A 21,494-nucleotide genomic window follows, 5' to 3' on the forward strand; every position below is an offset into this window, starting at 1 on the left:
AGCCGTGCTGGCAGAGCCCACCGCCGCTTGAACTTGCTGTTCCCCGGCGGAGGCCGGGGTCCAGCCAGATAGGATAACCTGGACCCCGGCTTTCGCCGGGGAACAGTCGATTGAAGGATGTAAAGACATGGCTGAGATCACGGCCGCCACCGTCAAGGAGCTGCGCGAGCGCACCGGCGCGGGGATGATGGACTGCAAGAAGGCGTTGGCCGCGAAAGGCGGCGACATGGAAGCCGCGATCGACTGGCTGCGCGCGAAAGGCCTGGCCGCGGCGCGCGGCAAGGGTGACCGAGTCGCTGCCGACGGCCTCGTTGGCGTCGCCGTCCAGGGAACGATAGGCGCTATTGTCGAGGTCAATTCGGAAACCGACTTCGTCGCCAGGAACGACCAGTTCCAGGACTTCGTCCGCAACGTCGCGCAGCTGGCGCTGGCGACTGGCAACGACGTCGAGGAGCTGGGCCGCGCCCAATATCCGGGCGGCGGCACCGTCGCCGAGACGCTGACCAGCAACATCGCCACGATCGGCGAGAACCAGTCGCTGCGCCGCGCCGCGCGGCTCGAGGTCGATGAGGGCGTCGTCGTCTCCTACACCCACAATGCGGTCGCGCCGGGGCTCGGCAAGATCGGCGTGCTGGTTGCGCTCGAGAGCGGCGCCGACAAGGGAGGTCTCGAGGCGCTCGGTAAGCAGCTCGCTATGCACATCGCCGCGGCCAATCCGCTGGCGCTGAGCGGCGAGGAGCTCGACGCCGACCTGGTTGAGCGCGAGCGCGGTATCGCGCTGGAGAAGGCGAAGGAATCGGGCAAGCCGGCCGAGATCGTCGAGAAGATGGTCGAGGGCGCGATGGCCAAGTTCCGAAAGGAAAACGCTTTGCTCTCCCAGCTCTTCGTCATGGACAACAAGACGAAGATCGCGGATGTGATCGCGGCGGAGGCCAAGACGTTGGGCGCCGACGTGACGCTCAAGGCCTATGTTCGCTTCCAGCTCGGCGAAGGCATCGAGAAGAAGGTCGACGATTTCGCCGCCGAGGTCGCCGCCGCTTCGGGCGTCGGCCGCGCCGAGCCGGTCGCCTGATCTTCCTCGCCCAAGCGCCTTGGCAGGGTGGCGCGCGCCGATTAAGGTGCGCGCCGCCCGCTATTTCCACCGAGCCGACCCCAGGGAAAAGACCCCCATGCCGCGCCCGCGCTTCAACCGCATCCTGCTGAAGCTTTCGGGCGAGGCCCTCATGGGCGACGGCCAGTTCGGGATCGATCCCGACACCGTCGCCAGGCTCGCCGACGAGATCAAGGCGGCGAAGGAGGGCCACGAGCTCTGCCTCGTCGTCGGCGGCGGCAACATCTTCCGTGGCCTCGCCGGCGCCGCCAAGGGCTTCGATCGGGCCAGCGCCGATTATATGGGTATGCTCGCCACCGTAATGAACGCGCTGGCGCTGCAGAATGCTCTCGAAAAGGCCGGGGTCGACACCCGCGTCCAGTCCGCGATCCCGATGGCGACGGTCTCCGAGCCCTACATCCGCCGGCGCGCCGTCAGGCACATGGAGAAGGGCCGGGTGGTGATCTTCGCGGCCGGCACCGGCAATCCCTTCTTCACCACCGACACCGCCGCCGCGCTCCGCGCCGCCGAAATGGGCTGCGACGCTTTGTTCAAGGGCACCAGCGTCGACGGCGTCTACAGCGCCGATCCGAAGCAGGTGAAGGACGCGACCCGCTATGACAGTGTGACCTTCAACCAGGTGCTGAGCCAGGATCTACGGGTGATGGACGCCAGCGCCGTCGCCCTGTGCCGCGACAACAATATCCCGATCGTCGTCTTCAACATCCGCGAGCAGGGCAATCTCGCCCGGGTGCTCGGTGGCGACGGCATGTCGACGATTGTTCAGAACGAGGGAGGAAGCCATGCCGGCTTATGACAAGGCCGACCTGCAGCGCCGGATGCACGGCGCGGTGGAGGCGCTGAAGCACGATCTGGGCGGGCTGCGCACGGGGCGCGCCTCGACCGCCTTGCTCGATCCGATCACGGTCGACGTCTACGGCGCGAACATGCCGCTCAATCAGGTCGCGACCGTTTCGGCGCCCGAGCCGCGATTGCTCTCGGTTCAGGTCTGGGACCGCTCGAACATCGGCGCGGTCGAAAAGGCGATCCGCAACGCCGGGCTCGGCATCAACCCGGTTACCGACGGCCCCAATATCCGCCTCCCCATCCCGGATCTCACCGAGGAGCGCCGCAAGGAGCTGGCCAAGCTCGCCCATCAATATGCGGAGAAGGCGAAGATCGCCGTCCGCAACGTCCGCCGCGACGGCATGGACGCGCTGAAGGCCGACGAGAAGAAGAAGGACATCAGCGAGGACGAGCACAAGAGGCTCGATGCCGAGGTGCAGAAGCTGACCGACGAGGCGATCAAGGAGATCGACGACGTGCTCGCCGCCAAGGACAAGGAAATCCTGCAAAGGTGACCGCCTCCCCGGCCAATGCCGGACCGGATCTGACGGCCGTCCCGCGGCACGTCGCCATCATCATGGACGGCAACGGCCGCTGGGCGAAGGCGAGGGGGCTGCCGCGCTCCGCCGGTCATCGTGCCGGCGCCGAGGCGGCACGGCGAGCGCTCAGCGCCGCGGGCGAGGCGGGGGTCGAATGCCTGACCCTCTACGCCTTCTCCTCCGAGAACTGGCGGCGCCCGGCGACCGAGATCGCGGACTTGACCGGGCTCCTCAGATTCTATGTGCAAAGAGAGCTCAATGCCCTTCACAAGGAAGGGATAAGGCTCAAGGTTCTCGGCGACCATACGGCCTTTGAGACGGACGTTGCGCGGATGGTCGACGACGCGATCGCGAAGACCGCCGGCAACAGCCGGATGACGCTCGCCATCGCGCTCAATTACGGCTCGCGCGGCGAGCTCGTGGGCGTCGCGCGCAAGCTCGCGCGGCAGGTCGAGGCTAGCGAGCTCGACCCCGATCAGATCGACGAGGCGCGGATCGACGCCGCGCTCGATACGGGTGGGCTGCCGCCGCTCGATCTTCTCATCCGCACCTCGGGCGAGCAACGGCTGTCCAACTTCCTGCTTTGGCAGGCGGCCTATGCTGAATTGCTCTTCGTCGACACGCTCTGGCCCGATTTCGACGAGGCGACGATGCGTGCCGCGCTCACCGATTATGCCCGGCGCGAGCGGCGCTACGGCGGCCTGTGAGCGACGCGGAAGCCCCGATCCGGCAGTCGGATCTGCCGGCGCGCTTCGCGATGGGCGTGCTGATGATCGGCGTCGCGATCGCGGTGACCGTGCTCAGCGGCTGGCCGTTCCGAGTCCTCTGCGCGGCGGCGGCGGCGGTGATGTTCGTCGAATGGGGCGACATGCACAAGGTGCCGCGTCTCTGGTCCACGGTCGGCGGCGTTCTGCTCGCTCTGCTGCTGCTTGCGGGAGCCGAATATCTCTATCCCGCCGCCGAGGCGCTGCTCGAGTTCGACAGCGCCGACCTCGCGCCCAGCTGGCAGGCATTCGCCGCCGCGCTGGGCGGCGCCTTGCTCCTCGCCTTGCTCAGCCGCCGTCCCGTCATGGGGGTGGGCTTCGCCTATATCGGCATCCCCGCCTTCGCCCTGGTCAGCCTGAGCTGGGTTTGGGAGGCCCTCGTTTTCTGGGTGTTCGTCGTCACCTGGGCGACCGACATCTTCGCCTATTTCGCCGGGCGCGCGATCGGCGGCCCCAAGCTCGCGCCGCCGATCAGCCCGAACAAGACCTGGGCGGGACTCCTGGGTGGCATGGCCGGCGCCGCCGCCTGCGGCTGGCTGCTCGCCACCTGGTTCCAGATGGAGCCATTCTTCCTCTGGGCCGGGGCGGTAATGGGCCTGATCGCGCAAGTGGGCGATCTGTTCGAAAGCTGGATGAAGCGGCGCGCCGGCGTCAAGGACAGCGGCACCTTGCTGCCGGGCCATGGCGGCGTGCTCGACCGGCTCGACGGGCTGCTCGCCGTCGCGATCGCGACGACCCTGCTCTTGATGGCGGGATATTGGACGGCGTGACCCGCAGCGTGACCATTCTCGGCGCGACCGGCTCGGTTGGCCGCTCGACGCTCGACCTGATCGGGCGCAACCGCGACGATTACGAGATCGTCGCGCTGACCGCGCGCAAGGATATCGACGGGCTGATCGAGCTGGCCGGCAAGTTCCGCCCGCGCCAGGCGGTGATCGGCGATCCCGCCCATTTCGCGCGGCTCAGGGAGGCGCTGGCGGGAACGGGCGTCGAGGCAGCCACGGGGGAAGAGGCGATCACCGAGGCCGCCGGCGCCGGTGCCGACTGGACGATGGCGGCGATCGTCGGAACGGCGGGGCTGAGACCCGTAATGCGCGCCCTTGAAGGTGGCGGCACGCTGGCGCTGGCCAATAAGGAGGCGCTGGTCGCCGCGGGCGATCTCGTCACCCGGGCCGCGGCGGAGGGGGGCGCGACGATCCTGCCGGTCGATTCCGAGCACAATGCCGTTTTCCAATGCTTCGACCGCGAGCGGCCGGAGAGCGTTCGCCGGATCATCCTCACCGCGAGCGGCGGACCGTTCCGCGCGAGATCGATCGAGGAGATGCGGCGGGCGACCCCAGCCGAAGCGGTCGCCCACCCGAACTGGTCGATGGGCGCCAAGATTTCGGTCGATTCGGCGACCCTGATGAACAAGGGGCTCGAGCTGATCGAGGCCTATCACCTCTTCCCGCTTCGCGCCGATCAGCTCGAAGTGGTCGTCCATCCCCAGTCGGTTGTGCACAGCCTCGTGGAATATAAGGACGGCTCGGTCCTCGCCCAATTGGGCGCGCCCGACATGCGCGTGCCGATCGCCCACACCCTTGCCTGGCCGGCGCGAATGGCGACGCCCTGCGCCCGGCTCGATCTCGTCGCTATCGCCCGGCTCGATTTCGAGGCGCCCGATCTTGATCGATTCCCGGCCCTCGCGTTGGCCCGCGCCGCGCTTGCCGAAGGCGGCGCGAAGCCTGCCATTTTGAATGCTGCCAATGAGATAGGGGTTCAATCATTCCTTGAAAGCCGGATCGGTTTCCTCGATATCGCGTCGCTGGTTGGCGAGGTCCTCGCCAGCCATGCACCGGGAGCGCCCTCGTCGCTGGACGAGGTGCTTGAAATAGACCGGGAGGCCAGGCGGGCGGCCACCGCAGCGATAGGAAAGTTTCTTCATTGAGCGACCCCGGCTTCCTCTTCACCGTGCTCGCCTTCCTGCTCGTCATCGGGCCGCTCATCTTCGTCCATGAGCTCGGCCATTATTTCGCGGGGCGCTGGTTCGGGGTGAAGGCGGAGGCCTTCTCGATCGGCTTCGGCCGCGAAGTCTTCGGCTGGACCGACAAAAGCGGGACGCGCTGGAAAGTTGGCTGGATGCCGCTCGGCGGCTATGTGAAGTTCAAGGGCGACATGAACCCGGCTTCGACACCGAGCGATGAATGGCTGGCGCTGCCGGCCGCGGAGCGGGCCGAGACCTTCCAGGCGAAGCAGGTCTGGCAGCGCTTCATCATCGTCGCCGCGGGGCCGGCGATCAATTTCCTTTTCGCGATCATCGTCTACATCGCCCTCTTCGCGAGCTACGGGCAGCCGCGGACGCCGGCGGTGGTGGCCTCCGTCGTCGAGGGATCGGCGGCGCAGGCGGCGGGCTTCCAGCCGGGCGATCGTATTCTCAGCATCGACGGCGGCGCGGTGGACCGGTTCGAGGACATCATGTCCTATGTCGCGATCCGCCCGGAGCAGCCGATGCGCTTCGACGTCGAGCGGCAGGGTCGGAACATCACGCTCGCGGCGACGACTCGATCGCTGCGCCGGGTCGACCGCTTCGGCAATGAGGCGCGGATCGGCCAGCTCGGCATCGGCCGGGGCCCGGTCGAAGTGGTCGAATTGCAGCCGCATCAGGCGGTCGGCGCCGCCTTCGTCCAGACCGGCCAGACGCTGAAGATGATGGTGGTGACGATCGGCCAGCTGATCCGCGGCGACCGCTCGGTGGAGGAGCTCGGCGGGCCCTTGAAGATCGCGCAATTTTCGGGCCAGCAGGCGAGCCTGGGCTGGCTCGACTTCATCCTCTTCATGAGCCTGATCTCAATTAATCTGGGATTCATCAACCTCTTGCCAATCCCCCTCTTGGATGGCGGACACCTGCTGTTCTACGCGATCGAGGGAGTGAGGCGGAAGCCGCTGAAGCCGGAGGCCCAGGAATGGGCGTTCAGAACCGGGCTCGCGGTGCTGCTGGCGTTGATGATCTTCGTTACCTTCAACGACTTGGCCTCTTTTGGCGTCTTTACCAAGCTTGGCAGCTTGATCGGGTGAGCGCGATGGGGCAGGGCGTGCACGACAGGGAGCTTGGCCGGCCGAACCGCCGGGCCTCAACATCAAAGGCGGGACGCGTGACGGCGAAAGAAGCATTTCCGAAGGGTCGAACTCTGTGCGCCGCGCTTCTCGTCGGCACGATGCTCGGCGGCATGGCGATGCCGGCCGCGGCGCAGACCGGCCAGGGCGCTGCCCAGCCCGGCCCACAGGCGGGCCAGGCGCCGGTGGTGACGCCGCCGCCGGCCGCGGAGCAGCGCACGATCCGCAGCATCACCGTCGCCGGCAACCAGCGGCTCGAGCAGGAAACCGTCCTCTCCTACACCCAGCTGCGCCCGGGCGAACCCTATGGTCAGGAGCGGCTCGACCAGGCGCTGAGGGACCTCGACGCGACCGAATTGTTCGCCGACGTCACCATCGCCGGCGCGGATACCGGCGATCTCGTCATCCAGGTGCGCGAGAATCCGGTGATCAACCGCATCATCCTGGAGGGCAACCGGCGGCTCAAGGACGACAAGATCCAGCCGGAGATCCGGCTTGCCCCGCGCCAGATCTTCACGCGCTCGCGCGCCCGCGCCGACGTCGCCCGGATCATCGAGCTCTATCGCCGCCAGGGCCGCTATGCCGCCCGGGTCGAGCCGCAGATCGTTCAGCTCGATCAGAATCGCGTCGACGTCGTTTTCGAGATCGAGGAGGGGCCGCGCTCGCGCGTCCGGCAGATCAACATCATCGGCAACGAGCGTTTCGGCGATCGCCGCCTGATCGGCGAGATGGCGACCCGCGAGGCCTCGTGGTGGAACATCTTCCAGGGCAACGACACCTATGATCCGGACCGGCTCGCCTTCGACCAGCAGAAGCTCCGCCAGTTCTACCTGACACAGGGCTATGCCGATTTCCGCGTCGTCTCCGCAGTCGCCGAGCTGACCCCGGACCGGCGCGACTTCATCATCACCTATGTGGTGGAGGAGGGCGAACGCTACCGCTTCGGCGATGTCGGCGTGCAGAGCGACATTCGCGACTTCGCCTCGGAGAGTCTGACCGCGTCGCTGCCGATGCGCACCGGCGACTGGTACAATGCCCAGCAGATCGAGGACACGGTCACCCGCCTCAACGAGCTGGCCGGCCTGTTCGGCTATGCCTTCTCCGACGTCCGCCCGCAGATCACGCGCAACCGCGAAGACCTGACGATGGACGTCTCCTTCCGGGTCGCCGAAACGCCGCGCGTCTATGTCGAGCGGATCGAGATCACCGGCAACACCAACACCCACGACAAAGTAATCCGCCGCGAATTCCGACTGGCCGAGGGCGACGCCTTCAACAACGTCCGCGTCCGCCGCTCGCGCGACCGCATTCAGTCGCTCGGCTTCTTCCAGGAGAATCTGGAAATCACCCAGGAGCAGGGCTCCGCGCCCGACCGGGTGGTGCTCGGCGTCGCCGTTGAGGAGCGCGCGACCGGCACGCTGCAGCTCTCCGCTGGCTTCTCCAGCATCGAGCGCTTCCTCGTCCAGCTCTCGATCGAGCAGCGCAATTTCAGGGGCCTCGGCCAGCAATTGCGCGCCGGCGTCAACTGGTCGACTTATTCCAAATCGATCGAGCTGGGCTTTACCGAGCCCTATCTGTTCGACCGCAACATCGCGGTCGGCTTCGACCTTTATCGGCGCGATTATAACAGCTTCAACTTCCTCGGAGACCAGCGCGAGACGACCTTTGAGCAAATCAGCACCGGCGGGCAGCTCAGACTGGGCGTCCCGCTCACGGAAAACATCTCCCTCGCGCTGCGCTACGGCCTCAATTACGACGAGGTCAGCCTCAGCGAGGAGCTTTACTTCAGCGATCCCGATGGCGCGGGGCCGCTGCCCCCCGCCTGCGATCCGCTGATCGCTGGCCGCTATTTGTGCGATACGATCGGCAACCGGCTGACCTCGTCGGTCGGCTATTCGGTGCTCTACAGCACGCTCAACAACTCGATCCGCCCAACCAGCGGCTTTCGCGTCCTGCTGAGCCAGGATTTCGCGGGGCTCGGCGGCGACGTGCGCTATCTGCGCACTCGGCTGAGCGGCGCGCACTATTGGAACATCTTCAACAACTTCATCTTCTCGATCAGCGCCGAAGGCGGCTATATTCACAGCTTCGAGGACGGCACGCCGACAATCGATCCGGTGCGCCTCACCGATCGCTTCTTCCTCGGCAGCCCGCAGATCCGCGGCTTCGACATTCGCGGCGTCGGTCCTCGCGTCCAGCGCCTGCGCTATCTGTTTGATACGGATACCAACAACCCGGATGGGCCGGCGACCAATGTCCGGTTCGATGAAGATCCCAACAATATCTCGGATGACGCGATCGGCGGCCGTGCTTACTACCTCGCCCGTGCCGAGCTCGAGATTCCGCTCGGCGCCGCGATCCGCGAGCTCGGGCTGCGGCCTTCCGTCTTCGTTGACGTGGGAGCGCTCTGGGGCGTGCGCCAGCCGTCCTTGCTCGACATTGATCCGGATGATCCACTCGCCTTCAACCAGTGCACGTTGACCGCCGGCGGCACGAACAGGCTCACCCGCGGCGGTTGCAACGCGGACACGGAGACGCTCACCCGCGCAGCGATCGCGCCGTTCGCGGAGCGCTTCCTCGGCGATTCGCCGAGCCCCCGGGTCTCGGTGGGCTTCGGCGTCAACTGGAACTCGCCATTCGGGCCGTTCCGCATCGACATCGCGCGCGCGCTGCTCAGCCAGCCGGGCGACGACACCAAGCTCTTCACTTTCAACGTAGGAACCGCATTCTGATGAACAAATTGATCCTCGGCACGGCCGCCGCCGCGCTCGCTTTCCTTCCCGCCGCCGCGCTCCAGGCGCAGGCGCTTCCGCCGGCCGTGGTCGCGGTCGTCGATACCGATCGGATCGCCGGCACCTGCACGGTCTGCGCAGCGGCCAACACCCAGTTGCAGGCCCAGGTGACCCAGCTCCAGCAGCGCGCCCAGCAGGTCGGTCAGCCACTGCAAACCGAAGGCCAGGCGCTGCAGACAGCGGTCAACGCCCTGCCGCAGGGCCAGCAGCCGGACGCTGCGCTCGCCGCGCGCATCCGCGCCTTCGAGACCCAGCAGAACAATGCGCGGACCGAGATCGCCACGCGCGAGCAGCAGATTCAACGCAACGTCGCCTTCGTCCGCCAGCAGATCGCCGAGCGCATCCAGCCTGCGATCGTCTCGGTGATGCAGCAGCGCGGCGCGACGATCGCGATCGATCGGGGCGCGACGCTGGCGATCAACCCGACGGTCGACATCACCGACGCGGTGCTCGCGGTGGTCAACCAGAATACGGCCGCGCTCAATATCAACGCGCCGGCTCCTGCGCAGCAGCCGACCGGCCAGCAGCCGGCGCCGCAGCAGCCACAACAGAACCGGCCGCGCCCGCAGGGCCGCTAATGGCCGACGAGACCAGCGCCGCTATCGGCCCCCTCGATGTGAGGCGGGTGATGGCGGCGCTGCCGCATCGCTTTCCAATGCTGCTCGTCGATCGGGTCGAGGAGCTGGTGATCAACGAGCGGATCGTCGCCACCAAGGCGGTGACGATCAACGAGCATTATTTCGCCGGTCATTTCCCGGACCGGCCGATCATGCCCGGCGTTCTGATCGTCGAGGCGCTCGCCCAGGCGGCGGGCGTGCTCGCGGTCGAATCGCTCGGCCTCTTGGGCTCGGGCAAGCTGGTCTATTTCATGGCGATCGACGGGGCGAAATTCCGCACCCCCGTCGAGCCCGGCGTGCTGCTCCGCCTCGAGGTCGCGTTCGTCCAGAAGCGGGCCAGCGTCTGCAAGTTTTCAGGGAAGGCCTATGTCGGCGACAAGCTCGCCGCCCAGGCCGATTTCACCGCGATGATCGCGGACCCTCCCGCGGCCTGACTTCGCGCCACGCGCCGCCGACGCGCTCCACCCCGAAAATTTCCGGCACGCACACGAGCCCTTCGCCGGCGATCCGGCCACCGTCCATGACCAGGATTCGATCGGCGTGGCGTTCGGCGGCGTCGAGGTCATGGATCGCCACCAGCGCGGCTCGCTCATCCTGCTCGATTTCGGCGCGAACGAGTGCCATCAGCCGGAGCTGCCAGAGCGGGTCGAGATTGGCCGTGGGCTCGTCGAGCAGCAGCAGCTTCGGACGCGGCGCCAGCGCGCGGGCGATCATCACCCGGCTGCGCTCGCCCGTGGAGAGCGTGTCGACGCGGCGATCGAGCAGCGGCGTGAGCTCCAGCTCGGACAAATCGGCCGCGCTGCCGCCGAGCGCGATTAGGTCGCGCGCGGCGAGCGGCCAGTGGAGATCGCGCGTCGCCGGCAGGTAGGTTATCAGCCGAGGTCGTCGCGCCGGAGCCGCGCGGCGGGGATCTTCGCCGTCGAGCACGACCCGGCCTGGCCGTCCGCCGATCCCCGCCAAGGCATGCAGCAGGCTCGTCTTGCCGCTGCCGTTCGGGCCGGCGAGGCAGACCAGCTCGCCCGGAGCGATCTCCAGCGCGGCGTCCCGCAGACGGCCGGGAAGGGTGAGGCCCGAGGCGGAGAGCAAGGCAGTCATGCCCGCAACCGCCAGCGCATGTGTGCGACCAGCCAGAGGAAGAAGGGCGCGCCGAGCAAGGCGGTGACCACGCCGATCGGCAGCGTCCGGCCGAGCGGGGCGAGGCGCACGGCGAGGTCGGCGGCGATGAGAAGGATCGCGCCGATCAAGGCGGCGGGAAAGATCGCCCGGCCCGGATGGCCGCGGGTCAGCCGACGTGCGAAGATCGGCGCGACCAGGCCGATGAAGCCGATCGCGCCGCAGATCGCGACGCAGGCGCCGACGCCGAGTGCGGTGAGACAGACGACCTGCCGCCGCAGCGAGAGGATATCGTGGCCGAGCGATTGCGCCACCTCCTCGCCGAGTGCGAGCGCGTCGAGCGGCCGGACGAGGCGAAGCAGCAGCAGGAAGGCGAACGCGGCCGGGATCGCGGCGAAGGCGGTCTGGGCGAGGCTCCGGTCGACCAGCGAGCCCATCAACCAGTCATAGGCGTCGTAAAAGGCAAATGGGGATGGGGCGAGCGCGAGGGCGAGCGTGGTCAGCGCCCCGGCGAGCGCGCTGATCGCGAGGCCGGAGAGGAGCAGGGTCGCGGTTTCGGCCCGGGGCCCGGCCAGCGCCAGCAGCAAGAGCAGAGCGCCGAGCGCCCCGGCCACCGAGCCGATCGAAAGCGCGATCGGCGCCGAAAAGCCGAGCAGATAGGCGGTGACGACCGCGCCGAGCGCGGCGCCGCTGGTCGTCCCGGTCAGATCGGGAGAGGCGAGGGGATTGGCGAACAAGGCCTGCACTGCCGCGCCCGACGCGCCGAGCATCGCGCCATAGATCAGCGCCAGCGCCGCGCGCGGCAGCCGGAGCTCGACGAGCAGCGCGTTCGCCAGGCCGGGATCGGCGCCATCAAGAGTGGCGAGATCGACCCAGGGCGTCGCGAGCGACAGCGCGAACGCGGCGGCGAGGAGGAGCAGGAGGAGGCCTGCGACGCGACGAGTCATCGCGCCGTCTCGCGCCGCAGCCGGATGATCTCGTCGATCAGCAGCGGGCCCATGCAGGTCCAGCGGCGGCCGTCCGTGGGGATCGCGCTCGCGCCGCGCACCCGCCGCGCCAGCGGATGGCTGAGCCAGCGCTGCTGGTTCGAATATTGACCATCGCGATAGTCGCTCCGCAGCAAGATTCGCGGCGGCCGGACCAGCAGGGTCTCGAGGCCGACCCGGTCGCCCGCCATCGTCCGCTGCCGCATGCCGGCGAGCGCCATCCATTGCGCTTCGAGGCCGGTGGCGGAAACCGTCCGCCCGCCGCCGCCGAGCCAGATCGTATCGGCAAGGGAGGCCGGCGCGGTGGCGCGCAGCGCCGCGATTCGGCGGGCCAGCGCCTCTCCCGCAGCGGGCCGCCCCAAGGCCGCGGCGACGCGGCGGATGCTGACGACGACATCGTCCAGGCTGTGCGCGAAGGGGAGGTCGAGGGTTGGGATGCCGAGCCGCTCGGCGATGCGCAGCCGGTCGCGCGCGCCGCCGCCCATCGTCACCACCAAATCGGGCCGGAGCGCCGCGACCGAAAGCAGGCTGCCGTCGTTGCGGCGATAACGCCGCGCGGCGTGCCAGAGCGGACTTTCGGCCGGATCCTGCGACAAATGCGTCACCGACGCGATCTGCTCCGCGGCGGCGAGCAGAAGGACCAGCTCGTCCGTGCACAGGTTGAGCGAGGCGACGCGGCGCGGCGTCGCCCCGGCGGGCACCGATATGGCGAGGCTAATTGCCAAGCAGAATGCGAAGACCCGCATGCACCGTCCGTCCTGGCGTATTGTAGCCGACCACATCCTGATAATCGGCGTCGAAGCCGTTCTCCACGCGCCCGTAAAGCTCGAGCCGCGGCAGGATCCGCCAGCCGATCCGGAGCGAGGCGAGCAGATAGTCGTCGAGCGTGACCGTCTGCGCGGGAAAGAGATCGAAGTCCGTGTCCCGCCGCCGGCCGACATAAGCGAGGCTCGCGCCCCAGCTCAGCCGCCCCGCCTCGCCATGGCCGAGAAGATTGGCGCTGTGCCGCGCCCGGCGCACCTCTCGCACCAGGGCCGCGCCCGCGACCGTCTGCTGGTCCGAGTCCAGCCAGGTGTAGTTGACGGCGAGGTTGAGCCAGTCCGCGTGACGCCAGGAGGCGGCGAGCTCCACGCCTTCGCGACGGCTCCTGCCGCTGGCGTTGGCGGTGCTCGACTGGAAGGTGACCGGATCGAAGACGTCGACGATCTCGTTGCTGAGCCGGTTGGAGAATCCGGTGATGCCGACGCTCGCCCGCGCGTTCGCCCAGCGCAGGCCCGCCTCGAAGCCGCGCGAGCGTTCCGGCGTGAGGTTCGGATTGCCGGCGAACGAGCCGGGAAAGAAGCCGAACAGGTCGTAGAAGGTCGGCTGCGCGATGCCCTCGCCATAAGCGGCGTGCAGCGTCCAGCCGCCGCCCGGCCGCACCAGCGCCGAGGCCCTGAAGGTGGTTGCATTCTCGAAGGCGCTGAAATCGTCATGACGGACAGCCACGTCGGTGACCAGGACCTCGCTCCACTCGGCCCGCCATTCGCCGATAAAGGCGGTGAGACTGCGCGACCGGTCCTGGTTGGTGCCGCCGCCGAAATTGTCGTCGCGGGCGCGGAAGTCCTCTTCGCTGTGCTCGGCGGCGGCGATGAACAAATGCCCGCCGAGACGGCGCGAGACCTGCGCGCCGAGAGAGGTCCGATCGCCGAAGGTTCGGTTGAGTGGCGCGCCGGCGAGCGTGTTGCGGTTGGCGCTGTCGAGATAGGAGGCCTCGCCGCTCAGGCGCCAGCCCTCCCACTCGCCGGTCAGCCAGCCCCGCACCGCCGCGATCCGGTTGTCGGTCTCGTCCAGGGTGTTGGAACGCAGGAAAGTGACCGGATCGAACCCGTCATACTCGCTAGTCCCCTCGATCCAGTGGCCGACGGCGCCGGCTTCGACATTATCGCCGCGGTAGACCGCGCGGAGCGAGGCGGAGAGGGTCTCGAAACCGTCGCGCTCCTCGCCGCCGAAGGAATCGATGCCATCGCTCCGCTGCCACCCTGCCGTCGCGGCGAGGCCGACCGGGCCGTCGGCGAAGGCGTAGCGACCGAACAGGCGGCTGCTGTCGAGGCGGCCATATTCGGCGTCGGCGAGCAGCCCCGGCCGGGCGAAGGGATCGACGCTCTGGACGGCGATCACGCCGCCCAGCGCCTCGGCGCCCCAGAGCGCCGATTGCGGCCCGCGCACCAACTCGATCCGCGAGGCGAGATCGGTGGTCAGCAATTCGAAGCGCGGCTCGTTGCCGGCGGCGGGATCGTTGAAGCGGATGCCGTCGACGAAGAGCAGGGTGTGATTGGCTTCGGCGCCGCGGATGCGCAACTGGGTCTGCGTGCCGCGCGGGCCTGTCGTCGCGACGTCGACTCCCGGCGACAGGCGCAAAAGGTCGGCGGCATTGGGTAGGGTCAGGCTCCGCAGCAGTTCGTCGTCGAAAATCGTCGACGAAGCCGCCGCCTCGCCCGTTTCGACGGCCTCGCGGGAGGCGCTGACGATGATCTCGGGATCGGGCTGGGCGGCCGCGGCGAGCAGGAGAAGGGAAAGGAACATTGAAACCTCCGTTGACGACACAGACGTGTCGCCTCGGAGGAGCCGAGCCGGCCGGACCGACGCGGCGCCACGTGCCGCTGGCTGATCCCGGCCGGGCACGGACGACGGCGAAGGCAGGTCTCCTGGCTCGCGGCTCGATCGCTTTGACACCCCCTTTGCGGAGGGCAAGCTCGCCGCTTACAGTTGCGGGCACAGCGCCGGTATCGCACCGGCTTCCCTTTTCACCGCCGTCTGACGGGCGGCACCTTCACGATCCCGTGGCTATTGCACCGCAGCATGGCTTGTCAATCGGGGCGCCAGCGGCTAGATCGCGCCTCTGCTCATTCCAGAGGCTGGTCGGTAACCAGCCAAAATCACGGAAGATCAACAAGATGAAGACCGAAATCCACCCCGATTACCACATGATCAAGGTGCAGATGACCGACGGCACCGTGTACGAAACCCGCTCTACCTGGGGCAAGGAAGGCGACACGCTGGCGCTCGAGATCGATCCCACCTCGCATCCGGCCTGGACCGGCGGCAACCAGAAGCTGCTCGACACGGGCGGCCAGGTGGCGCGCTTTAACAAGCGTTTCGGCGGCCTTACGCTCGGCAAGAAATAAGCCGCGATGCGCGCGGCTCCGACGCTGGAGACCGCGCGCCTGATCCTTCGCCCGTTCCGGGAAAGCGACCTCGAACCGATCGCCGCCGCGGCGACCGATCCGGAGACCGTGCGCTACGTCGGCGGCAAGCCGGCGACGCGGGAGGAGACTTGGCGAAAGCTGGCGACGATGCCCGGCATGTGGGCCTTGTTCGGCTTCGGCTATTGGATCGTCGAGCGGGTTGGCGACGGCGCGGTGATCGGCCAGGCCGGCTTCGCCGACTTCAAGCGCGACATGGCGCCTGCGATCGAAGGCCTGCCGGAAATGGGCTGGTCGTTCGCTCGCCATGCCTGGGGGCAGGGCTATGCCAGCGAAGCAGGCGCCGCGGCCCTGGAATGGGCGGATCGCAATTTAGCGGACGGCGAGATCGTCGCGATCATCGACGCGGACAACAGCGCCTCGATTCGGGTCGCGGAAAAGCTGGGCTTCGATCGCCGTGAGGCGGCGGTCTATCGCGACGAGCCGATCCTGATCTTCCGTCGGCGGCTGCGGCTCAGCGGCGGCGGTTGACGACGCGCCACTGCTCCTCGGTGAGGCAGCGCCGCGTCCGGCCGCGGATCAGCGAGCCGACATCCGGGTCGGTGACCCAACGGCAGATCCGCTCGGCCTTCTCGTCCTCCGACTTTGTGGCCTCGCGCGGCGACTGGGTCTGGTTATGGCCGGCTTCCTCGCCCGAGGGCGTCGGATTGTGCTGGGCGGCAGCGGCGGCGGAGGCCCCGATCAGGGCAATGGCGAGGACAAGCGACTTCATCGTGAAAACCTCCAGCAACGGTCGGATCATCAGCGGCACCGTCCGGAGGCGCGAGCCACGCAACGACGCAAACGAAGAGCTTAACCCCAGCCCCGATCCCAAGAGGAAACCCGATAATCGAGCTCAATCCGCCTGGCAAGTCCCTGAAATGTGGCCGTTCCCGGACAAGCGTGTCAGCGCGGTAAAACGCGCCGTTTCAGCGCCGAGGCGAGCCTAGAAAGCGGGAATGCCGGTGATCGCGCGGCCGAGGATGAGCGCATGGACGTCGTGGGTCCCTTCATAGGTGTTCACCGTCTCGAGATTGGCGGCATGACGCATCACCTGGAACTCGGCGGAAATGCCGTTGCCGCCGTGCATGTCGCGCGAGGTCCGCGCGATCTCCAGCGCCTTGCCGCAATTGTTGCGCTTGATCAGGCTGATCGTCTCGGGGATGAGCTCCCCTTCGTCCAGCCGCCGGCCGACGCGGAGCGCCGCCTGCAGGCCGAGGCTGATCTCGGTCGCCATGTTGGCGAGCTTGAGCTGGACGAGCTGGGTCGCGGCGAGCGGCCGGCCGAACTGCTTGCGCTCAAGCGTGTAGGAGCGCGCCGCGTGGAAGCAGGCCTCGGCTGCGCCCATCGAGCCCCAGGCGATGCCGTAGCGGGCGCGGTTGAGGCAGCCGAACGGCCCGCCCAGCCCCTGCGCGTTGGGCAGCAGATTTTCCTCGGGAATCTCGACCCCGTCCATCACGATCTCGCCGGTGATCGAGGCGCGCAAGCTGAGCTTGGCCTCGATCTTCGGCGCGCTGAGCCCGACCATGCCCTTTTCGAGCACGAAGCCTTTTATCTTGCCGTCATGCGCGTCGGACTTGGCCCAGACCACGAAGATGTCCGCGATCGGCGAGTTGGTGATCCACATCTTGGTGCCGCTGAGGCGGTAGCCGCCGTCGACTTTATGGGCGCGGGTGCGCATCGAGCCGGGGTCTGAGCCGGCGTCGGGCTCGGTGAGGCCGAAGCAGCCGACCCATTCCCCGGTCGCGAGCTTCGGCAGATATTTGCGCCGCTGTTCCTCGGTGCCGTAGGCGTTGATCGGGTGCATGACGAGGCTCGACTGGACCGACATCGCAGACCGGTAGCCGCTGTCGACTCGCTCGACCGCGCGCGCGATCAGTCCGTAGCTCACATAATTGAGCCCCGCGCCGCCATATTCGGGGGCGATGGTCGCGCCGAGCAGGCCGAGCGCGCCCAATTCGTCCATGATCTCGCGGTCGAAGCGCTCGTCGAGGAAGGCGCTGGTCACGCGCGGCTGCAATTTCTCCTGCGCGAACGCCTCCGCCGTGTCGCGCACCATGCGCTCCTCGTCGCTGAGCTGCGCGTCGAGCGCGAAGGGATCGGCCCAGTCGAAGGGCAGGGGCTTGGGTTCGGCCATGGTCTTTCCTTGAGCGTGTCGCGCCAGCCGGTAGCGGTTGAAGCGTCGGCAGGGAAGCCGTGGCCGAAAACCGAAGCTGCTAACGCAGCCGATTCATCCGCAGCACATAGTCGCCGTCGCCATGGCTGAGCTCGGTGGCGCGCACTGTGTAGGTGCCGGCGCGCGGGGCGCGGAAGAGCAGCATTGAATTGAGGCCCTCGCCGCCGTCGTCGTCGCTGGCGAGCGGGCTGCCGTCTTCATTGCCTTCGTGGAAGATCTGAATGATCGGATCGAACCGGCCCGATTCGAGCCGTAGCAAAATCTCCTCGCCGGCGGAAAGGTCGATCGCATAGTCGCGATAGTGGGCGCGGTTCGCGGTCGTCGGCACGCTGCTGTTGAAGCGGCACTGGTTCACCGCCTGCAGCGTCAGCCGGCTCGAAACCGGCTCCACGACGAGGTCGTAGCCGCCGGTCGACGAGCTGAAGCAACGCACCCGCACGACATAGGTGCCGGCGGCGCGACCGCCGCGACGACCAGAACATATTTGAGCGCGTGCATAACACCCCCCGTTAAGCCACTAGGAAAGGCCAGCTTCTGGCCGGGGCCGAGAGAGTCAATCGGCCCCGGGCCGCGCTTCATCGCGCGCCGCCCGAGTGGCATCGCCGGCCGGTGGGGTTTCGGTCGTCACCGGCCGCCCGCGGGCGCGCGCAGTCTCCAACAATTGGCGCCCCGCTGCGGCGAGCCCGGGATCGTGCTGGCTCGCGGCGAGCGGGGCGAGCAGCGCTTCCGCTTGCTCGTACAGCTCGCGGCGGAGCAGCACCTGCGCCGCTTCGAGGCGGATTTCGGGAACCTGGGGGGCCAGCTGGTGGGCGAGCAAGAGGACGTTGGAGTTGTTCTCCGAGGTATAATCCGGCTCGTCGCGGAAGCTCTGGCCATAGCGGAACAGGCTCTGAAAATGGTGCTCGTCGGCGCGGTGCGCGCGCGCGAACCAGTTGCGGGCGCGGCGCAGATTGGCCGCCCTGTCGATATCCTTCTGGGCGTCGACGAAATGGCGCATGCCCCGCAAATAGAGCAGCTCGGCGTCGGCGGGACTGGCGGCGAGAAGCGGCTCGATCAGGCGTTCGGCGGCCGCGGCGTCGCCATAGAGAAGCTCGGCATGGGCGAGCACCCGGCGCGCATATGGATCGCCCTCGTGGCGGGCCGCGATCGTCCGGATCCGCTGGAGATTAGAATCCCGATTTTCCTCCGGAATGCCGACGCGCAGGGCCGCCTGATAGAGAAGCAGGTCCTCGGCGGAGCGGGGGAGGGAGGTGATCGTCACCGTGGCCGGCGTCGCGCTCGTGGCCGGGGTCAGCCGGCGATAGGGGATGCCGCGCCGCGCATAGGCGCGAAGCGCCGCATGAAGCTGCCCCGCGTCCATCCCGATCGCCGGCTCGAGCGCGTCCTCCGCATCTCGGCCTTCCGCCAGCGCCTGCAAATAGCGGCCGAGCGCCGCCTGCCTGGCGGGATCGCTGTAGAAATAATGAACGAGCAGCCAGCTCTGCGCATAATATTGGCCGGTGCCGATGTCGTTGAGGCCGCCCGAGGTTCCGAACAGGATCCGGTCGGTCGGCAGCCAATCGAAATTGGTCAGCATCAAGCCGCGCGAGCGCGAGAAATTGCCGACCTCGATGTCGCCGCGCGGCCGGAAGCGGGCGGTCATGAAATATTCGGCGAAGCCCTCGACATACCAGGCCGGATAGGCGCCCGGCGCATATTGCAGCATGAAATGATGGGCATATTCGTGAAGGAGGACTTCGGGCGAGCTCCCGATCGTGCGCTCGTCGACGAAGGCCGCGATGCCGTCCGCGCCGCCGGTGTAGAAGCCGCCGGCATCCGATCCGACCGGCCGCACGAGGTTGAGCTGCCGGTTGTTCTCGACGATGTAGATCTGCAGCTTGGTTCTGGCCGCCTCTCTTCCCGCCGTGGTCATCAGGCGAAGCAGCCGGTCGAAATTCTCGAGCAGCAGGACATGCTCGCGAAGCCGCGCCTCCGGAATATCGGAATAGACAATGAAGTGCGTGCTCTCGGCGCGGCGCCACTCGGCGTTGGCGGGAGCGAGCGCGACCAGGCCCAGAAAAACCAGCGCGGCAAGCCTGAACAATCCGCTCGGCATCGATCATATCCCCCCAAATGTCCCTGACGAGACTATCAAGCGGCGCGCCGCGTGGAAAGACTTGGGCCGGGCTTGTTTCGCCTCGGTCACGAGTGAAAGGGAAAATCCGCGCACGCCTCGCGGCGGGCTTCTGGCGGAGCCGTCGTCCGCCACTCTCTAGCACCAGACATCTGAAAACAAATGAGATAATTCACGTATTGCTACCTCAACCCACATTCAAGCCCACATTCATCAGCAGCACATGGTCCGAGACGTTGATGCGCGCTGGCCAGCGAAGGGCCGCTTTGCGCCCATCCTCGCCGTTGAGACGGTCGCGGTCCTTGCCGAGAAGCGGACGCTCGTTCGCCCGGTGGGGCTTTGTCGGCTAACGACCCATTGCGGACTTTTGCAGCAGTCGCACAAGGCCGCCAGCCCGAATCTAAACGGCACTGCGGCCAAGGTCTTAGAGGCGAATCATCGGCTGGGCACGCGCGTTCAACGCGTTCTCACCATCGGGCGCCTGGCCCATCGGTGACACCAGCTCGACCGCCAATCGGCTCGGCCAGAGCCCCGGACGCAGTCCCAGCGTCTTCAACTTCTTCCGCCCGGGCTACACGCCGCCGAACAGCGCAATCTCGACCGCCGGTCTCGTTGCCCCCGAATTCCAAATCACGAACGAGCCGTCGGTGGTAGCTTATGTGAACTACATGGCGATCCTGATCGTGAACGGGGCTGGTGATTTCCGCGCCAACTATGCCGACATTCTAACTCGCGCGGACAACAGCACGAACCTGCTCGAGGAGGTCGACATCCTGCTTGGCGCGCGGCTCGGTGACACGACCAAAGCGGGCATCCGGACTGCGATCGACTCGATCGTACCCACCGCCACGAACGGGCCGCTCAACCGGGTCTACGCGGCTATCCTGCTCACGCTCGCCAGCCCCGAATACCTGGTGCAAAAATGAAGAGAAGCCGGCGATGACCGATCAGTCTCGACGCGCCTTCCTGAAGCGCGCTGCCGCATTCGGCGCGGTCGGCGCGGCCGGCCCGTTCGTGCTTAACCTCGCCGCGATCGGCGAGGCTGCGGCCGCGACCGCGGGCGACTACAAGGCGCTCGTCTGCATCTTCCTGTTCGGCGGCAACGACTATGCGAACACCGTCGTGCCCTACGACCCGCTCTCGTACGACGCCTATGCGAACCTGCGAGGGACGATCGCGCTTCCTCGCGACAGTTTGGCACCGACTGTCCTCAATCCGCTCGTCGCGCTACCCGGTGGCCGGCAATATGCGCTGGCGCCCAACCTTGCACCGCTGTTGCCCTTGTTTGACGCCGGGCGTCTCGCCGTCGTCCTCAACGTCGGCACCCTGATCCAGCCGACCAGCAAGACCACCTACCAGAACAAGAGCGTGCCGCTGCCGCCCAAGTTGTTCAGCCACAATGACCAGCAGAGCTTCTGGCAGGCGTCGAATCCGGAAGGGGCGACTTCGGGTTGGGGCGGACGGATCGGCGACCTGCTCCAGTCCGGCAACGGCAGCGCCACGCTCACCTGCATCAGCGCCTCGGGCAACGCCGTCTTCCTCTCGGGCCGGACCGCAGTCCAATATGGTGTGACGACCAACGGTCCGGTGCCCTTGCTCAACAATTCGACCGCGCTGTTCACGTCCGCCGGGGTGATGACGACGCTCCGCGGTCTGATGACCGGCGCGCGTCCGAACCTGTTCGAGGATGAGCATGCCCGGGTCACCAAACGCTCCCTCGATCTTCAGGCGCAGGTCACCGCCGCGCTCAATGCCGGGCCGACCATTGCAACGCCCTTCCCGAGCGGCAATAGTCTCGCTGACCAGCTCCGCATCGTCGCGCGGCTGATCTCGGTGTCGCAGGAGCTGGGGGCGAAGCGACAGGTCTTCTTCGTCAGCCTCGGCGGCTTCGACAACCACGACTCGATCCTCACCACCCACCCCGTCCTACTCACTCGGCTCGGCGCGGCGATGCGCGCATTCCACGATACGACTCAGGAATTGGGCGTGGCCGACAAGGTGACGAGCTTCACCGCATCCGATTTCGGCCGCACGCTCACCTCCAACTCCAACGGCTCGGATCATGGTTGGGGCTCGATGCATTTCGTGATGGGCGCGGCGGTGAACGGTCGCACGATCTACGGCACGCCGCCGGTGATCGC

General features: G+C 67.4%; 22 protein-coding genes and 1 riboswitch. Of the genes, 14 read left to right on the forward strand and 8 right to left on the reverse strand.

Annotated elements, in window-relative coordinates:
• Positions 1 to 127 precede the first annotated feature (127 nt).
• From tsf to fabZ, 10 genes are all read left to right on the forward strand, one after another.
• The gene (tsf, locus tag ACT4N8_RS01375; RefSeq protein ID WP_444856344.1) at positions 128 to 1,072 is read left to right on the forward strand and encodes a translation elongation factor Ts; all 945 of its coding nucleotides are present in this window, start codon (positions 128 to 130) and stop codon (positions 1,070 to 1,072) included.
• Positions 1,073 to 1,169: 97 nt separating this feature from the next.
• A complete protein-coding gene (gene pyrH / locus ACT4N8_RS01380; protein WP_444856345.1) occupies positions 1,170 to 1,907 on the forward strand; it encodes a UMP kinase in 738 nt (245 codons plus the stop codon).
• On the forward strand, positions 1,894 to 2,451 hold the full coding sequence (frr, locus tag ACT4N8_RS01385) for a ribosome recycling factor (protein ID WP_444856346.1): 558 nt from the start codon (positions 1,894 to 1,896) through the stop codon (positions 2,449 to 2,451). Before pyrH ends, frr begins: the two co-directional genes overlap by 14 nt.
• Complete coding sequence (locus ACT4N8_RS01390) at positions 2,448 to 3,182, forward strand: isoprenyl transferase (RefSeq protein WP_444856347.1); 735 nt, start codon at positions 2,448 to 2,450, stop codon at positions 3,180 to 3,182. The genes frr and ACT4N8_RS01390 overlap by 4 nt, the downstream gene beginning before the upstream one ends.
• On the forward strand, positions 3,179 to 4,009 hold the full coding sequence (locus tag ACT4N8_RS01395; RefSeq protein ID WP_444856348.1) for a phosphatidate cytidylyltransferase: 831 nt from the start codon (positions 3,179 to 3,181) through the stop codon (positions 4,007 to 4,009). The genes ACT4N8_RS01390 and ACT4N8_RS01395 overlap by 4 nt, the downstream gene beginning before the upstream one ends.
• Positions 4,006 to 5,166 (forward strand): 1-deoxy-D-xylulose-5-phosphate reductoisomerase, encoded by a 1,161-nt coding sequence (locus ACT4N8_RS01400; RefSeq protein WP_444856363.1) that lies wholly within the window; start codon positions 4,006 to 4,008, stop codon positions 5,164 to 5,166. The genes ACT4N8_RS01395 and ACT4N8_RS01400 overlap by 4 nt, the downstream gene beginning before the upstream one ends.
• Positions 5,163 to 6,293: an RIP metalloprotease RseP gene (gene rseP, locus ACT4N8_RS01405; protein ID WP_444856349.1), complete on the forward strand. Its 1,131-nt coding sequence runs from the start codon at positions 5,163 to 5,165 to the stop codon at positions 6,291 to 6,293. The genes ACT4N8_RS01400 and rseP overlap by 4 nt, the downstream gene beginning before the upstream one ends.
• Positions 6,294 to 6,433: 140 nt before the next feature.
• On the forward strand, positions 6,434 to 9,064 hold the full coding sequence (gene bamA, locus ACT4N8_RS01410; protein ID WP_444856364.1) for an outer membrane protein assembly factor BamA: 2,631 nt from the start codon (positions 6,434 to 6,436) through the stop codon (positions 9,062 to 9,064).
• Positions 9,064 to 9,702 (forward strand): OmpH family outer membrane protein, encoded by a 639-nt coding sequence (locus ACT4N8_RS01415; protein ID WP_444856350.1) that lies wholly within the window; start codon positions 9,064 to 9,066, stop codon positions 9,700 to 9,702. Before bamA ends, ACT4N8_RS01415 begins: the two co-directional genes overlap by 1 nt.
• A complete protein-coding gene (gene fabZ, locus ACT4N8_RS01420; protein WP_444856351.1) occupies positions 9,702 to 10,175 on the forward strand; it encodes a 3-hydroxyacyl-ACP dehydratase FabZ in 474 nt (157 codons plus the stop codon). The genes ACT4N8_RS01415 and fabZ overlap by 1 nt, the downstream gene beginning before the upstream one ends.
• On the opposite strand, the gene ACT4N8_RS01425 is transcribed toward fabZ, so the two are convergent.
• The 4 genes from ACT4N8_RS01425 to ACT4N8_RS01440 are packed head-to-tail and all read right to left on the reverse strand — an operon-like array spanning position 10,141 to position 14,405.
• Positions 10,141 to 10,836 (reverse strand): ABC transporter ATP-binding protein, encoded by a 696-nt coding sequence (locus ACT4N8_RS01425; protein ID WP_444856352.1) that lies wholly within the window; start codon positions 10,834 to 10,836, stop codon positions 10,141 to 10,143. The genes fabZ and ACT4N8_RS01425 overlap by 35 nt on opposite strands.
• Entirely contained in the window at positions 10,833 to 11,801 is a 969-nt protein-coding gene (locus ACT4N8_RS01430) for a FecCD family ABC transporter permease (RefSeq protein WP_444856353.1), read from the reverse strand. The genes ACT4N8_RS01425 and ACT4N8_RS01430 overlap by 4 nt, the downstream gene beginning before the upstream one ends.
• Positions 11,798 to 12,586 (reverse strand): ABC transporter substrate-binding protein, encoded by a 789-nt coding sequence (locus ACT4N8_RS01435; RefSeq protein WP_444856354.1) that lies wholly within the window; start codon positions 12,584 to 12,586, stop codon positions 11,798 to 11,800. The genes ACT4N8_RS01430 and ACT4N8_RS01435 overlap by 4 nt, the downstream gene beginning before the upstream one ends.
• Positions 12,555 to 14,405, reverse strand: coding sequence for a TonB-dependent receptor plug domain-containing protein (locus ACT4N8_RS01440; RefSeq protein WP_444856355.1), 1,851 nt, complete (start codon positions 14,403 to 14,405; stop codon positions 12,555 to 12,557). Before ACT4N8_RS01440 ends, ACT4N8_RS01435 begins: the two co-directional genes overlap by 32 nt.
• Before the next feature lie 95 nt (positions 14,406 to 14,500).
• Positions 14,501 to 14,669, reverse strand: a riboswitch (cobalamin riboswitch).
• Positions 14,670 to 14,776: 107 nt separating this feature from the next.
• Between ACT4N8_RS01440 and rpmE the strand changes: the two genes are divergently transcribed.
• Together rpmE and ACT4N8_RS01450 are read left to right on the forward strand one after the other, a co-directional pair.
• Positions 14,777 to 15,007: a 50S ribosomal protein L31 gene (gene rpmE / locus ACT4N8_RS01445; RefSeq protein ID WP_444856356.1), complete on the forward strand. Its 231-nt coding sequence runs from the start codon at positions 14,777 to 14,779 to the stop codon at positions 15,005 to 15,007.
• A 6-nt stretch (positions 15,008 to 15,013) separates the two neighbouring features.
• A complete protein-coding gene (locus ACT4N8_RS01450) occupies positions 15,014 to 15,556 on the forward strand; it encodes a GNAT family N-acetyltransferase (protein WP_444856357.1) in 543 nt (180 codons plus the stop codon).
• On the opposite strand, the gene ACT4N8_RS01455 is transcribed toward ACT4N8_RS01450, so the two are convergent.
• From ACT4N8_RS01455 to ACT4N8_RS01470, 4 genes are all read right to left on the reverse strand, one after another.
• The gene (locus ACT4N8_RS01455; RefSeq protein WP_444856358.1) at positions 15,540 to 15,797 is read right to left on the reverse strand and encodes a hypothetical protein; all 258 of its coding nucleotides are present in this window, start codon (positions 15,795 to 15,797) and stop codon (positions 15,540 to 15,542) included. The genes ACT4N8_RS01450 and ACT4N8_RS01455 overlap by 17 nt on opposite strands.
• A 213-nt stretch (positions 15,798 to 16,010) precedes the next feature.
• Positions 16,011 to 17,201, reverse strand: a complete 1,191-nt coding sequence (locus ACT4N8_RS01460) for an acyl-CoA dehydrogenase (protein ID WP_444856359.1) — start codon at positions 17,199 to 17,201, stop codon at positions 16,011 to 16,013.
• Between the two features lie 79 nt (positions 17,202 to 17,280).
• On the reverse strand, positions 17,281 to 17,673 hold the full coding sequence (locus ACT4N8_RS01465) for a hypothetical protein (protein ID WP_444856360.1): 393 nt from the start codon (positions 17,671 to 17,673) through the stop codon (positions 17,281 to 17,283).
• A 120-nt stretch (positions 17,674 to 17,793) separates the two neighbouring features.
• Complete coding sequence (locus tag ACT4N8_RS01470; protein WP_444856361.1) at positions 17,794 to 19,335, reverse strand: hypothetical protein; 1,542 nt, start codon at positions 19,333 to 19,335, stop codon at positions 17,794 to 17,796.
• A gap of 506 nt (positions 19,336 to 19,841) precedes the next feature.
• Between ACT4N8_RS01470 and ACT4N8_RS01475 the strand changes: the two genes are divergently transcribed.
• Together ACT4N8_RS01475 and ACT4N8_RS01480 are read left to right on the forward strand one after the other, a co-directional pair.
• The gene (locus tag ACT4N8_RS01475) at positions 19,842 to 20,279 is read left to right on the forward strand and encodes a DUF1800 family protein (protein ID WP_444856365.1); all 438 of its coding nucleotides are present in this window, start codon (positions 19,842 to 19,844) and stop codon (positions 20,277 to 20,279) included.
• Positions 20,280 to 20,292: 13 nt separating this feature from the next.
• Positions 20,293 to 21,494, forward strand: a 1,202-nt coding sequence (locus tag ACT4N8_RS01480; RefSeq protein WP_444856362.1) for a DUF1501 domain-containing protein, incomplete at its 3' end; no start/stop codon positions are given.

It is taken from the genome of Sphingosinicella sp. (assembly GCF_052387495.1).
Classification (GTDB): domain Bacteria; phylum Pseudomonadota; class Alphaproteobacteria; order Sphingomonadales; family Sphingomonadaceae; genus Allosphingosinicella.

Coding starts and splice junctions, on each gene's coding strand:
- ACT4N8_RS01460 (WP_444856359.1), bottom strand. CDS start 17,201: ATGGCCGAACCCAAGCCCCTGCCCTTCGACTGGGCCGATCCCTTCGCG.
- fabZ (WP_444856351.1), top strand. CDS start 9,702: ATGGCCGACGAGACCAGCGCCGCTATCGGCCCCCTCGATGTGAGGCGG.
- ACT4N8_RS01425 (WP_444856352.1), bottom strand. CDS start 10,836: ATGACTGCCTTGCTCTCCGCCTCGGGCCTCACCCTTCCCGGCCGTCTG.
- pyrH (WP_444856345.1), top strand. CDS start 1,170: ATGCCGCGCCCGCGCTTCAACCGCATCCTGCTGAAGCTTTCGGGCGAG.
- ACT4N8_RS01430 (WP_444856353.1), bottom strand. CDS start 11,801: ATGACTCGTCGCGTCGCAGGCCTCCTCCTGCTCCTCCTCGCCGCCGCG.
- tsf (WP_444856344.1), top strand. CDS start 128: ATGGCTGAGATCACGGCCGCCACCGTCAAGGAGCTGCGCGAGCGCACC.
- ACT4N8_RS01415 (WP_444856350.1), top strand. CDS start 9,064: ATGAACAAATTGATCCTCGGCACGGCCGCCGCCGCGCTCGCTTTCCTT.
- ACT4N8_RS01450 (WP_444856357.1), top strand. CDS start 15,014: ATGCGCGCGGCTCCGACGCTGGAGACCGCGCGCCTGATCCTTCGCCCG.
- ACT4N8_RS01470 (WP_444856361.1), bottom strand. CDS start 19,335: ATGCCGAGCGGATTGTTCAGGCTTGCCGCGCTGGTTTTTCTGGGCCTG.
- ACT4N8_RS01455 (WP_444856358.1), bottom strand. CDS start 15,797: ATGAAGTCGCTTGTCCTCGCCATTGCCCTGATCGGGGCCTCCGCCGCC.
- ACT4N8_RS01435 (WP_444856354.1), bottom strand. CDS start 12,586: ATGCGGGTCTTCGCATTCTGCTTGGCAATTAGCCTCGCCATATCGGTG.
- bamA (WP_444856364.1), top strand. CDS start 6,434: ATGCTCGGCGGCATGGCGATGCCGGCCGCGGCGCAGACCGGCCAGGGC.
- frr (WP_444856346.1), top strand. CDS start 1,894: ATGCCGGCTTATGACAAGGCCGACCTGCAGCGCCGGATGCACGGCGCG.
- ACT4N8_RS01440 (WP_444856355.1), bottom strand. CDS start 14,405: ATGTTCCTTTCCCTTCTCCTGCTCGCCGCGGCCGCCCAGCCCGATCCC.
- rpmE (WP_444856356.1), top strand. CDS start 14,777: ATGAAGACCGAAATCCACCCCGATTACCACATGATCAAGGTGCAGATG.